Origin of the sequence: Sulfitobacter sp. CW3 (genome assembly GCF_019392245.1) — a bacterium.
GTDB lineage: Bacteria > Pseudomonadota > Alphaproteobacteria > Rhodobacterales > Rhodobacteraceae > Sulfitobacter.
In genome coordinates this window covers 200207-213370 of the sequence record NZ_JAHXRL010000004.1, presented here as the reverse complement: position 1 = coordinate 213370, position 13164 = coordinate 200207, and the positions used below count along the sequence as shown (strand labels likewise).

The 13164-nt window shown below is 55.8% G+C and carries 12 protein-coding genes; 3 read left to right on the top strand and 9 right to left on the bottom strand.

What is annotated here, in order from left to right; genetic code table 11:
- Positions 1 to 35: 35 nt before the first annotated feature.
- The 5 genes from KZZ06_RS11110 to KZZ06_RS11090 all read right to left on the bottom strand — a co-directional run bounded on the left by KZZ06_RS11110 (position 36) and on the right by KZZ06_RS11090 (position 6506).
- Entirely contained in the window at positions 36 to 1865 is a 1830-nt protein-coding gene (locus KZZ06_RS11110; protein WP_219580104.1) for an ABC transporter ATP-binding protein, read from the bottom strand.
- 2 nt (positions 1866 to 1867) lie between these two features.
- Positions 1868 to 3703: an ABC transporter ATP-binding protein gene (locus tag KZZ06_RS11105; protein WP_219580103.1), complete on the bottom strand. Its 1836-nt coding sequence runs from the start codon at positions 3701 to 3703 to the stop codon at positions 1868 to 1870.
- A 67-nt stretch (positions 3704 to 3770) separates the two neighbouring features.
- The gene (locus tag KZZ06_RS11100) at positions 3771 to 4955 is read right to left on the bottom strand and encodes a CCA tRNA nucleotidyltransferase (protein WP_219580102.1); all 1185 of its coding nucleotides are present in this window, start codon (positions 4953 to 4955) and stop codon (positions 3771 to 3773) included.
- On the bottom strand, positions 4934 to 5476 hold the full coding sequence (locus tag KZZ06_RS11095; protein ID WP_219580442.1) for a CoA pyrophosphatase: 543 nt from the start codon (positions 5474 to 5476) through the stop codon (positions 4934 to 4936). The genes KZZ06_RS11100 and KZZ06_RS11095 overlap by 22 nt, the downstream gene beginning before the upstream one ends.
- Positions 5477 to 5519: 43 nt before the next feature.
- Positions 5520 to 6506: an Hsp33 family molecular chaperone HslO gene (locus KZZ06_RS11090; RefSeq protein WP_219580101.1), complete on the bottom strand. Its 987-nt coding sequence runs from the start codon at positions 6504 to 6506 to the stop codon at positions 5520 to 5522.
- Positions 6507 to 6583: 77 nt separating this feature from the next.
- Here KZZ06_RS11090 and KZZ06_RS11085 point away from each other — a divergent pair, with 77 nt between their 5' ends.
- Positions 6584 to 7030, top strand: coding sequence for an NUDIX hydrolase (locus tag KZZ06_RS11085; RefSeq protein ID WP_219580100.1), 447 nt, complete (start codon positions 6584 to 6586; stop codon positions 7028 to 7030).
- Here the strand turns inward: KZZ06_RS11085 and KZZ06_RS11080 are convergent.
- A complete protein-coding gene (locus KZZ06_RS11080; RefSeq protein ID WP_257884314.1) occupies positions 7017 to 8279 on the bottom strand; it encodes a PP2C family protein-serine/threonine phosphatase in 1263 nt (420 codons plus the stop codon). The genes KZZ06_RS11085 and KZZ06_RS11080 overlap by 14 nt on opposite strands.
- A 152-nt stretch (positions 8280 to 8431) precedes the next feature.
- Between KZZ06_RS11080 and KZZ06_RS11075 the strand changes: the two genes are divergently transcribed.
- Positions 8432 to 8764 carry an Hpt domain-containing protein gene (locus tag KZZ06_RS11075; protein ID WP_219580099.1) on the top strand — a complete coding sequence of 111 codons (333 nt, stop codon included), beginning with the start codon at positions 8432 to 8434 and terminating at the stop codon, positions 8762 to 8764.
- A 1-nt stretch (position 8765) separates the two neighbouring features.
- Here KZZ06_RS11075 and ilvA read toward each other — a convergent pair whose 3' ends face one another.
- Positions 8766 to 9998, bottom strand: a complete 1233-nt coding sequence (gene ilvA, locus KZZ06_RS11070) for a threonine ammonia-lyase IlvA (protein ID WP_219580098.1) — start codon at positions 9996 to 9998, stop codon at positions 8766 to 8768.
- A 124-nt stretch (positions 9999 to 10122) separates the two neighbouring features.
- Here ilvA and KZZ06_RS11065 point away from each other — a divergent pair, with 124 nt between their 5' ends.
- Positions 10123 to 11343: an argininosuccinate synthase gene (locus KZZ06_RS11065; protein WP_219580097.1), complete on the top strand. Its 1221-nt coding sequence runs from the start codon at positions 10123 to 10125 to the stop codon at positions 11341 to 11343.
- Positions 11344 to 11431: 88 nt separating this feature from the next.
- Here KZZ06_RS11065 and KZZ06_RS11060 read toward each other — a convergent pair whose 3' ends face one another.
- On the bottom strand, positions 11432 to 12124 hold the full coding sequence (locus KZZ06_RS11060; protein ID WP_219580096.1) for a sulfotransferase: 693 nt from the start codon (positions 12122 to 12124) through the stop codon (positions 11432 to 11434).
- The gene (locus KZZ06_RS11055) at positions 12124 to 13032 is read right to left on the bottom strand and encodes a D-amino acid aminotransferase (protein ID WP_219580095.1); all 909 of its coding nucleotides are present in this window, start codon (positions 13030 to 13032) and stop codon (positions 12124 to 12126) included. The genes KZZ06_RS11060 and KZZ06_RS11055 overlap by 1 nt, the downstream gene beginning before the upstream one ends.
- Positions 13033 to 13164: the final 132 nt, after the last annotated feature.

Genomic DNA, 13164 nt, shown 5'->3' with positions numbered 1-13164 from the left:
CGCGCATAGCGCGAAGAAAGCGCCAGCAAAAGCCCCTATTCAGCGGCCTTCATATCCAGAAACCCGCCCGACTGCCGCCGCCAATACCGCGCATAAAGCCCGTTTTTCGCCAACAGCGCGTCATGCGTTCCCATTTCAACGATCCTGCCGGCGTCCATTACGGCGATCCTATCCATCTCGGTCAGGGTCGACAGGCGGTGCGCAATGGCCAGAACGGTCTTGCCCTCCATCACGCGGTTCAGCGCGGATTGAATGGCGGCTTCAACTTCGCTGTCCAGCGCGCTTGTCGCTTCGTCCAGGATCAGGATCGGCGCGTCTTTCAAAATCGCACGCGCCAAGGCGATACGCTGGCGTTGACCGCCAGAAAGTTTGACGCCCCGTTCGCCCAGATGCGCGGCATAGCCCTTGCGCCCTGTGTGATCTTGCATGTCCTTGATAAACTCATGCGCCTCGGCCTTGGTGGCGGCGGCGATTACCTCGGCCTCGGTGGCGTCGGGTTTCCCATAGCGGATGTTGTCCAAAGCCGACCGGTTGAACATCGCGGTTTCCTGCGTGACCATGCCGATCTGACGCCGCAGGCTTTCTTGGGTAACGCCCGAAATATCCTGACCGTCGATCAAAATGCGCCCTTCCTCTAGCGCATAAAGCCGAAGAAGCAGGGAAACGAGGCTGGATTTACCGGCACCAGACGCGCCCACAATACCCAGTTTCTCGCCCGGTTTAATATCAAGCGTCAACCGTTCAACACCGCCAGTTTCGCGCCCATAGGTGAACCGGATATCATCAAAGTTGATTGCACCATTGCCCACGACCAGATCCTGTGCGCCGTCGATATCGCGCAGCTGCTGGCGTGGCGTCAGCGTGCGCATGCCGTCTTCGACCTCGCCCATATTTGCGTATAGCGCCATCAACGTGAAACTGACCCAGCCGGTCATCTGCGCCAACCGCAACGATACCGCACCCGTCGCCGCGATATCACCCGCCGTGACCAGACCCAGCGACCAATACCAAAGCGCACCACCGACCAGCAGCACGGGCAAAAGCCCCGCGATCGTCATCAGCCAAAACCGGAAAGCGACACTAACACGGCCAAAATCAAGGCTCGTATCCAGAAACTTGTGCATGGCACCCAGCGCTGCACGGTCTTCGAAATCGGCGTGGGCGAACAGTTTCACCGTCTTGATATTGGTGATCGTATCAACCACCTGCCCCGTGACCATCGCCCGTGCCCCTGCCCGCGCCTGCGAGAATTTGCGGATCCGTGGCATGAAATAACGGATCAGAAAGATATAGCCGACCATCCACAGAACCAGCCCTGCCGCGATCCGCCAATCCACCGTTCCCAGCAACATCACAGCCCCGACAAACGACGCCGCCGCGAAAACAATGGTGTGGATCATTTCGACCACGACATCGGTCAAGGCACGGCTGGTTTGCATTTCCTTTTGCGAAATCCGGCCTGCGAAATCATTGTCAAAAAACGTGACCGCCTGACCCAACGTATACCGATGCAACCGCGACAGCGAGATGTTGAGTACATTCGGCCCGATAACAATCGACTGCATATAGGATGCCATCCCAAAAAGCGCTGGCCGCAGGATCAAGAAGAACGCCAAACAGCCGATCATCAAGCCGATTTGGTCGCTGAAAACGGCACTTGGCGTCGATGACAGCGCCGCATCAACAACCCACCCCAGCACAAGCGCGGCCAACACCTCGACCACACCCGCGAGCATGGACAAGGCAGCCGCCAAAGCCAGCGCAAAACCGCACCCCTTTAGCGCCCAACCGAAAAAGGCCAGCAAGCGTTGCGGCGGCTCACCATCTGCAGGGGCAAAAGGATCAATCAAATTGGCAATCTTCATCTTTATTCGTCTTCCGTCTTGAGGAACCCGCCGGATTGCCGGCCCCAGAAATCAGCATATAGCCCGCCATTCGCCAAAAGCATGTCATGGGTGCCTTCCTCTACGATGCGCCCGTCGTCCATCACCAAAATCCGGTCCATCTCGGCGATGGTGGAAAGACGATGCGCGATGGCGATGACGGTTTTCCCCTCCATCATGCCATAGAGCGTTTCCTGAATGGCGGCCTCCACCTCACTATCCAGCGCACTTGTCGCCTCGTCCAGCAGCAGGATTGGGGCATTTTTGAGGATCACACGAGCAAGCGCTATCCGTTGGCGTTGCCCGCCAGACAGTTTCACACCCCGTTCACCGACCTGCGCATCATAGCCAGACCGCCCGTCAGCATCCGCCAGATCATTAATGAAATCATGCGCTTGGGCCTGTTTGGCGGCCGCGATCACCTCGGCGTTTGTCGCGTTGGGCCTGCCGTACAAGATATTTTCGCGAATGGTGCGGTGCAACAATGCGCTGTCTTGTTGCACCATCCCGATGTTCTGCCGCAGACTGTCCTGCCTCACCTTGGTGATATCCTGACCGTCGATCAAAATCTGGCCGGATTCAGGATCATAGAACCGCAACAGCAGCTTGACCAAGGTCGATTTCCCCGCGCCAGACCGCCCGATCAACCCGATCTTTTCACCCGGTTTGACGATCAAATTAACGTTGTCCAAACCACCAGACCCACGGCCATAGTGATGGGACAATCCGATCATTTCGACCCGCCCGTCGGTCAGATCAAGCGGCCGTGCATCTGAATCATCCACCAGCGCAATGGGTTGGGCAATCGTCTCCATCCCTTCGGCCACGACGCCAAGCTGCTGAAAGAATGTTGAAAGCGCCCACATGATCCAAGCTGTCATTGAATTCAGCCGCAAGGTGAGCGCCGCAGCGGCCGTTACGGCCCCAACGGTGGCGTGGCCAGCGGACCACAAATAGAATGCCCAGCCCACGACGCCAACGATCAAAAGCCCGTTCAACATGACCAAACACACATCCATCACCGTGAAAATGCGCATCTCTTTCTGAAACGTGCTGCGCGCGTTTTCGATCGCGGATTTGGCATAATTCACCTCGCGGTCATGATGGGCAAACATCTTGACCGAATGAATATTGGTATAGCTGTCAACGACACGACCTGTGACCTCGGACCGGGCATCGGATGCCGCTTTTGATGCGACGCTGACACGTTTTACCGTCCAACGGGTCAGCACCGCATAAAGCGCAAACCAAATGACCAGCGGAATAAGCAACTGCCAATCCGATGTGGTCAGCAAAATCGCGGCACCGATCAGATAGGCCAGCGAATACGAAATTGCGTCAAAAACCTGAAATATCACCTCGCCCGCGGCGGGGGGCGTTTGCATGATTCGGTTGGCAATCCGCCCGGCAAAGTCATCCTCGAACCAGCCGACGGATTGCCGCAAGACCTGCCGATGCGACCGCCAGCGGAACAACGCCCCGTAATTTGGCAAAATCGCGTTGTTCAACAACAACACGTCTATGCCCTGCATCACGGGCCGCAATAGCACGATGAACAGGGCGACCAGAATGAATTCGGTCCCATAGGTTTGCCAAACTTCAGCGGGTGATCCATCCAGCAAATCCACCAGGCGGCCCATGTAATAGATCAGCCCAATCTCGATCCCGGCAACAATGATCGACATGATCCCTGCCAGCACAAACAGCTTTTTGAACGGCTTGCTATAATCCACAAAGAACGCCCACAGCCCGGTCGGGGGCGTGTCCTGTTCGAGGTATTCGACATAAGGGTCGACAAGGTTTTCAAAAAAACGAAACATTATGAAAGTCTTTCAAATATATGGGTCGAGATATTCAGACCCGGCGGCACAAGTCCACCTTTTGCGGTCAGCTATCCGGCGTATCCAACAACGTCGCGCGATCAGCGGCAAAGCCCGACGCGATCCAAACCGCCTCTAGCTGTTTGATACGTTTGCCCAGCGCGGGGCCGGAATAGTCAGGCATCAGGTCGGCTGACTTAATCGGAAAAACGGCTTTACTCGCGTTATGAATCGTCTCTAACCCGTGCAAATCCGGCGGAGTTTCAGCGATGCAGGCGCGCAGTAACCAAGCACCTTGCGCGATTTTTGCGCCATGACGATAGGCAAGCTCGGCTAGGGGTTTTCCCTCAAACGCGGCATCTTTCAAACGGTCAAGATCACGGGCATCGGCTTTGCTAAGCCTCAGACGGTCGGCTAGGCCCTCACCCCCAAGCGCCGCCAGCCGCCACAACCACGTGACCGGCACCCCCGCAAGGGTTTCGAAATGCACCAGCATAGCGATCCAGCGGTCGTCTGATCCGGGCAATACCGCGCCTAAAACGCCCGTCTGGCGCATCGCGGCCAAGGCGGGGGCAGGATCTGGGGCGCGCAAAATCTTTTGCATCTCGGCACCAACCCGCTCCGCCGAAAGTGTCTCTAACCCATCGGTATTCGATGCGATTGCGGATAATGCGTCGGTATCAAACCCTTCGGCAGGGTCCGAATACCACGCGCAAAACCTGAAAAACCGCAACGTCCGCAGATAGTCTTCGCGAATGCGCGCGTCGGCGTCTTCGATAAACCGCACCCGACGGGCACGCAGATCGGCCATCCCCTCAAGCGGGTCAATAACGCGACCCTCGGCATCAGCATAAAGCGCGTTCATCGTGAAATCACGACGGCGGGCATCGTCACCGATATTGTCCGAAAATACGACGACCGCGTGGCGACCGTCGGTTTCTACGTCCCGACGAAAGGTCGTTACCTCGAACCCTTTGCCGCCGCTGACGACGGTCACCGTTCCATGTTCAACACCCGTGGGGACGGCTTTCAGCCCGGCACCGCGCGCCAATGCCATCACCCGTTCGGGCAATGCATCTGTCGACATGTCCACGTCACTATCCGGCAGGCCCAACAACGCGTTTCGCACGCACCCCCCGACAAAGTAAATACGGTGGCCGCCCGCTTCGATCGCTTGGCAGACCGCTTGCGCATCCGCATCGGCAAGCCAGCTGGTATCGCCGGGAAGGGTTATGTCATACGTTCGCACCATGCCCGCAGCATACGCGCGGTTGCCCCCCAAATGTAATAGGGGCCGTAGGGAACAACGTAATAATGCCGCTGTTTTCCGCGCCAGCGACGCGATTGCACCAGATAATTATCGGCATTCAACACATGGCTTAGCGGGACGGTAAACACTTCCTCGACCTCTCCGGGTTCGGGAATGATGTCAAAAACGTCTCTAACAAGGCCAACAACCGGGGTCACATGAAAGCTGGTGACGGTTTCATGGGCCGGCAGGGTTCCCAAAACCTCGACCAGCTCGGTCGGCAGCCCGATCTCTTCTCGGGCCTCACGCAGAGCGGCGGCAATCACATCGGCATCGCCATCGTCCTGCTTGCCCCCCGGAAACGCGATTTGCCCCGGATGATGCTTAAGCGCCGAGGAACGCTTGGTCAGGATAAGTTCAAACTGTCCGTTTTTCTCAATGATCGGTGCAAGCACGCCAGCAGGCCGCAATTTGCGGTCTTCCGGCAGCAACACATCCTTGTTCAGATCAAAATCGGACGACATGACACCGGTTTGCGCCAGCGCCGTCCGAAAATTGTTTATCTGGTCACTCAGCACGGGCGGATTCGGCGTCAAACCCGACTGTTTTCGGGTCCAGATCGTAATGGGCACTACAGAACTGGCAATCTGCGGTCACGCGCCCGTCTTCGGTTGTCATCTTTTCTATGTCTTTGGCCGAATAAATCGACAGACTTTGGCGCACGCGATCTTCTGAACAGGAACACCCGAAACGGACCGCCTGCGCATCATAGACACGCGGTGTTTCCTCGTGGAACAGACGCAACAACAGATCCGTGGGCGGCAAGCTCGGGCCGATCAGCTCCAGCTCATCAACCGTATCCAGCAGAACATTGGCACGCCGCCAGTTCTCGCCCTCTTCGCCGTCAACCAGATCATCAGGCGTCAGGATTTCACCTGTACCTTCGGTTTTGGCGGCAAATGGCGATGCTTTGGGCATGTGCTGCAACATCACGCCGCCGGCGCGCCAATGTTCGGCCTCGCCCGGCATAGACGATTTACCAAAGCTGAGTTGAAACCGCGTTGGCAGCTGTTCGGACTGCGCAAAATATGCTTCGGCACAGGCCGACAGCGACCCGCCCGCAAGCGGCGTGATCCCTTGATAGGGTGTCATTCCTTGGCCTTGGTCGATCATGACGGCAAAATAACCCTTGCCGACCTGATCAAACGCAGGCGCGTCGGTGATGCGATCCGCATCAAAGCTGGCATAGGCGCGAATACGGGCCGGGGCACCTTCCTCGGTCGGGCCATAATAATCGACGGCAATCATGCGCACGGGGCCATCTGACTGGACCTGCAACTGCAATTTCCAACGCAGCTTGATCGTTTGGCCGATCAACGCCGCCAGCAACGCCATCTCGGCGACCAAAGCTTCAACCTTCTCAGGATAGTCGTGCTGACGCAAAATCCCCTCGAGGACGCCATCCAAACGGGCCACACGGCCCCGGATGTCGGACGCATCGAGTTGAAAGGGTAGGACGGTGTCGTCCCACGCGATTTTATTTCCTTGGTTCATCAGACTTTCCTTACAGGCGGGCACTTGGCATACCGCGTCTATATAAGGGCAACAAGCCACACGAAAAGGGGTGTTATATGATGCGAAGATTCGGCGCGCCGCCATTGGCTGGAAAAAACTATACAATTCGACCCGGTGCATACGCGATTTTGCCGTTGAAAAACCGGTTCTTGATGACGGCACAAATGTCGCCCCAAGTCGATGTACAGCTGCCCGGCGGCGGTATTGATCCCGGCGAATCCCCCCTACAAACACTTCACCGCGAGGTAATGGAGGAAATCGGCTGGTCGATCGCGTACCCCCGGCGGTTGGGCGCTTTCAGACGGTTTGTATATATGCCGGAATATGAACTTTGGGCCGAAAAACTATGCCATGTCTATGTTGCGCATCCGATCCGCCAAATCGCTGATCCGATTGAGCCTGATCACACGACGGTTGTGCTGTCTGCCGATGAATCCCTGGCCGTATTGGGCAACGACGGTGACCGGTCATTTTTACAGCAATACTGCGCTAACGCCCTGTAAATTCGAATAATATGCCGGACACATCGTCGGGAAACTCATCATGACCCGAAAACTCTGACAGCTTCCACAAGATCGCCTCGAGCAAGGGGGGGCCTGACACATCGCGCAGCGAAAAGAGCATTTTTGCAAGGCCCTCTTCCTCCATCATGGTGCCGTCGGGATCGGGGCATTCGGTTACCCCATCCGACAAGACCAACAACCGGTCGCCGGGCGATAAAGTTACCTCGAATTTTTCATATTTAACCTTGGCCATCAGTCCAACAGGGAAACCGCCAGGCCCATTTTGTTCAATTTCGCCATTGCGTCGCTGTACAACGGGGTAAGGGTGCCCCGCCTGACACATCAAAACATGGCCCGACTTCAAATCAACCTCTGCCAAAAGCAGCGTAAAATAATGTTCGGTTTCCATCTCGCTCAACACCAGATCGTTTAGTTCGGAAACGACCTCTTCAGGGGAACGCATTGTATAAGCCCCATCGCTATCGCGGCTTAGGGCGATATTCTGGTCAGGAACGGCGGCAGATAAATACCCTGCCAAACGCGCCGTCATAAGCGCAGAGCTGATCCCATGGCCCGAAACATCGATGCCAAAAAGCCCCAGTTTTGTATCGTTAACCGGAAAGAACCCAACCAGATCCCCGCCAACATGACCGCTGGATCGCAGCAACAATGACAGCTTTCCGCCGTCAAAATCGCGGGTACGTTCGCGCACCAGCGATTGCTGAAGTTTCTTTGCCTCGATCAAATCCTTATCCAGCAGGTCATAAACGCGCTGCAATTCATCCAATGTGTGGGTAATAATCAGGTTTTTATCCGTCAGCTGTCGCTGCATTTCCAAAATACGTTCGCCTGCCGCAATCCGGGCGCGCAGCTCGTGCACATCGACCGGTTTACTAAGAAAATCATCGGCCCCACTGTCCAAGCCCTTGGCGACTTCGGCCTTTTCACTTTTCGAGGTCAGCAAGATAAAATAGCCGTATTGCGTTTCGGATAACGCACGGAATTCGCGGCAAAATTCAAGGCCCGACATTCCCGGCATCACCCAATCGCTAAGCACGAGATCGGGAAGCCGGTCTTTGCACTTTTCGATGGCTTCGGGTCCCGATGCGGCCTCGACCACCGAAAAGCCCCATTTTTTCAATGACGCCCCCAGAATACGGCGCTGCAACTTGCTATCGTCCACCACCATAGCAAGCTGCATGACGCCATCGCGCTGCGGCTGTTCTGAAATTTGTGGGTTATGGTGCATTAAAAATCGACCGATCAGAGGTTTGAAAGCACCGCACTACCGCACAGCTGTTTAACAGCCCATGAAACCTAAAACTTGAACAAACAATCGCCGCTGGGCCACCTCACGTTAATCCCCATCCTTTATCGTGATAAACGAAAGGAAGCTTCACCATGATCGACTGGGCACAGGTCAACACCTTGCGTGATGACGTTGGAAAAGATGACTTTGCTGAAATCATCGACATTTTTATCGATGAGGTGGAAGGCGTGATCGAAAAGCTGCGCAATGTGCCCGACCTGAACACGCTGGGCGACGATTTGCATTTTCTCAAGGGCAGCGCGCTGAACCTCGGGTTCTCGGCCTTTTCTGAACAATGCCAACTGGGGGAAACCAACTCGGCGGCAGGGCATGCCGATCAGGTCGACATTTCCGCGATTATTGCTGCCTATGATTCATCGAAAACAAAATTCATTGCCGAAATGCCCGACGCGCTGAACTCATGAATCACAGTACAAACTGGGCCAGCGTTTCGTCATTAGTAATGTCGGTATAGGTAAATCCCGCGTCTTTCAGCTGGGACAGGAATGGGCCAAAACTGTCCGGGCTGCGGGTTTCGATCCCTATCAGAACCGAGCCAAAGTTACGGGCCGATTTCTTGAGGTATTCAAACCGGCAGATATCATCGTCAGGCCCAAGGATGTTCAAAAACTCCTTTAGGGCACCGGGGCGCTGCGGCATGCGTAGGATGAAATACTTTTTCACGCCAGAATACCGCTGGGCGCGTTCCTTAACCTCGGGCAGGCGTTCGAAATCAAAATTGCCGCCAGACGCGACGCAAACAACGGTTTTTCCTTTGATTTGATCCGCGACATCGCCCAGCGCCTCGATCGACAGGGCACCGGCGGGTTCCAGCACGATCCCTTCAACATTCAGCATTTCGATGATGGTCACACAAATGCGGTCTTCTGCCAGATTTATCACGTTTGCCGGATCAACACCCTTGAGGCGGTCAAAATTCCGCTGCCCGATCTTGGCCACGGCGGCACCGTCTACAAAGCTGTTGATCGGCGAAATATCAACCGGCTCCCCTTTCGCCAGCGCGCCGGCCAGACTTGGTGCGCCTTTGGGTTCGACAAAGGTATAATCGCAGGATTCCCCGAAATAGCTGTAAATGCCCGACGATAACCCACCGCCCCCGACAGGCAAAATCACGCGATCAGGAATGCGGCCCAACTGCTGCTCAATCTCGACCGCGACAGACGCCTGGCCTTCGATCACATCATCATCGTCGAAAGGCGACAGAAAATGCGCCCCTTCGCTGGCACAAAAATCCTGCGCCGCCGACAGGGTTTTGTCGAAATAGTCGCCCACCAGCCGCACCTCGATCTGGGCACCGCCAAACATCTTGGTTTTCTGAATTTTCTGCTGCGGCGTGGTCACCGGCATGAAAATCACACCTTTTACCCCGAAATAGCTGCACATAAACGCGACGCCCTGCGCGTGATTGCCCGCACTTGCACACACAAACAGCGATTGCTCCGGGATAACCTTGCGCATCGCATTGAACGCACCGCGCAGCTTGTAGGACCGAACGGGGCTCAGGTCTTCACGCTTGAGCCATATGTCGGCCTCAAACTTTTCTGACAGATGTTCGTTGCGCATCAGCGGTGTCGGGGGGAACACATCGCGCATCGCTTTGGTCGCATTTTGCGCCAAGATCTTGAAATTATCGGTCATCAACGGCCTCATAAGGTGGATATCCTTCGATACGACCCCAAACCGGGGCGGTCAACGCAGCCTTCAATCTTGCTCACGCCTGTAAAACCCGATACCTCGCGATGCAAACCGCAAAGGAAATAACATGTCCGCGCCCAAAAAAGTTGTGCTCGCCTATTCCGGTGGGCTTGATACGTCGATCATCCTGAAATGGCTGCAAACCGAATACGGTTGCGAGGTGGTGACATTTACCGCCGATCTTGGCCAAGGCGAAGAGCTGGAGCCAGCCCGCGCCAAAGCCGAAATGATGGGTGCCTCCGAGATTTATATCGAAGATGTTCGCGAAGAATTCGTGCGCGATTTCGTTTTCCCGATGTTCCGCGCCAACGCGTTGTACGAAGGGCTGTATCTGCTGGGCACATCCATCGCGCGGCCGCTGATTTCCAAGCGCCTCGTTGAAATTGCTGCCGAAACCGGTGCTGACGCTGTGGCCCACGGTGCGACCGGCAAGGGCAACGATCAGGTTCGTTTCGAACTGGCCGCCTATGCGCTGAACCCCGACATCAAAGTGATCGCACCTTGGCGCGAATGGGATCTGACCAGCCGCACCAAACTGCTTGAATTCGCTGAGAAAAACCAAATTCCCGTTGCCAAAGACAAACGTGGCGAAGCACCGTTCAGCGTTGATGCGAACCTGCTGCACACGTCCTCCGAAGGCAAAGTGCTGGAAGACCCCGCAATTGATGCACCAGAATACGTCTATCAGCGCACCGTCGCACCGGAAGACGCGCCAGACACGCCCGAATACGTCGAGATCGGGTTTGAAGCAGGCGACGCCGTCAGCATCAATGGCGAAGCAATGTCGCCCGCCACGATCCTGACCAAGCTGAACGAACTGGGCGGCAAACACGGCTGTGGCCGTCTTGATCTGGTCGAAGGTCGTTTTGTCGGGATGAAATCGCGCGGGATTTACGAGACCCCCGGCGGCACATTGCTGCTTGAGGCCCACCGCGGAATCGAATCGATCACGCTGGACCGTGGCGCTATGCACCTGAAAGACGAATTGATGCCGCGCTATGCCGAACTGATCTATAACGGTTTCTGGTTCAGCCCCGAACGCACCATGTTGCAGGCCGCAATCGACGCGTCACAAACCCACGTCACCGGCACCGTGCGCCTGAAACTGTACAAGGGTCACGTGCGCACTGTTGGCCGTTGGTCTGATCATTCGCTCTATTCCGAAGCGCATGTGACGTTCGAAGACGACGCTGGCGCCTATGATCAAAAAGACGCCGCCGGGTTTATCCAGTTGAACGCGCTGCGCCTGAAATTGCTGGCAGCCCGTGACAAACGCCTGAAAAGCTAAGCGATAAAGATAGAAAAAGGGCCCGAACAGAATGATATCTGTTCGGGCCTTTTTTTGTGGGTGGTCAAGATTTCAGATCGGATAAACCTTACGTAACACGTTGATTATAAAGAGTCTCATAGTGGGGAAGCGCTTCCTCAAGAAGCTGCTTTTCATCCCCAGTCAGCATCGGCAGCGGCCCCTCGGCACCCGCGAACCCTGTGCTTTGATGCACAGCGCCATACCAATGCGACGCCCAGATACCATCCTCACTCCGGGTGCCGGCTGGCCATGACAGCATCGCGGGATCAAAAGGCAGATCGATCTCCCTGCACAGCTTGCGCAACATGCCCTCGGGGTCGGCGCGAATATCGGCGGAATCGATGACCAAGCCGCCAATCTGATCATAAAGCGCCGTCTGCTGACCAAATCCAATATCCGCAAAGCTGGGCGCCTCGCGTTTTGCGGCATAGCTGGCGATGACACGGGCCGGATGCCGGATCAGGTGAATATTCACGCAATCCTTGGCCCAGTCCATCGGAAACCCGTCCAGCATGTGATGCGGCATATGTTTCATATAGATATGCGGGCTTCCCGGCTGTTGGCACAGCGCGCTCACCTTTTGCGGATCGGCTTCGTGCGCTGCCAAAATTTCGGCGCGCATCGGGTGATCCTCGCCTGTGGTGGCAAGATAGGCCGCATAAAACGGCTCATCCATCACCGAAAAATCAGCGCGATTGCCAAAGCTGTACATCATCGCCGTGCTTAGATTGCGCGGGCCGGACCACATCGCGATACGCATCAGGCGCACTCCTGCTTGATCAAATCCTTATAAAGATCACGCAACCGCTGGGTCATCAGCCCCATTTCGCCCGTGCCAATTTGACGCCCATCAATGGATGCAACGGGCGTCTGCGCACCGAATGTACCGGTCAAAAACGCCTCGTCCGCGCCATACGTATCAACGAGCGAGAAATTGCGCTCAAAAACCAGAATATCATTGGCGCGGCACAGATCGATCACCTTTTGCCGGGTGATACCGTTCATACAATAATCCCCCGTGCTGGTCCAAACCGCCCCCTTGCGCACGATGAAAAAGTTACAGGCGTTGGTCGTGTTCACAAAGCCATTGATATCCAGCATCAGCGCCTCGTCTGCGCCCGCTTTTTCAGCAGCGATACAGGCCAGAATGCAATTCAGTTTGGAATGGCTGTTCAATTTGGGGTCTTGGGTCATCGGCAAACCACGCAGGTGGGGCACTGTCGCCAACCTGATCGGGCGCGGGATACTGGGGCGTGAATGCTCCATAATAATCGTGATCGTCGGGCCGGATTGCGACAGTGACGGATGCTGAAAGGGGCGCGTTTTGACGCCGCGCGTGATCATCAAACGCGCATGGGCATCTGTGGTCATCCCGTTGGCTTTTTGCGTCTCTAACACGGCGGAAATCAACGTTTCACGGGTCATTCCGATGTCGATATCAATGGCTTTTGCGGCCTCGAACAGGCGATCAAAATGTTCATCCATAAAGGCCCAGCAGCCATCATACAGGCGCAGCCCTTCCCAGATGCCATCGCCCAACATGAACCCGCTGTCATACACGCTGACCACCGCTTGCGCCTTGGGAACGATCTGGCCGTTCAGGTAAATCAGTATCTCGTTGTTGCGCGCATCTTCTTCAGCTTGGTGTGTGGTCACGTGATCTTGCATCGTTAATCCCCTTTTCACCGCGACGCTAAGAACTTCGCCAGCCCGCGCCAAGCCTGAAATTGAAATCAACAGCGCGTGAGATGGCCAAGCTGTGTGTTGCGCGGCGCTGCGAACCACGTCACCGTTTCCCAA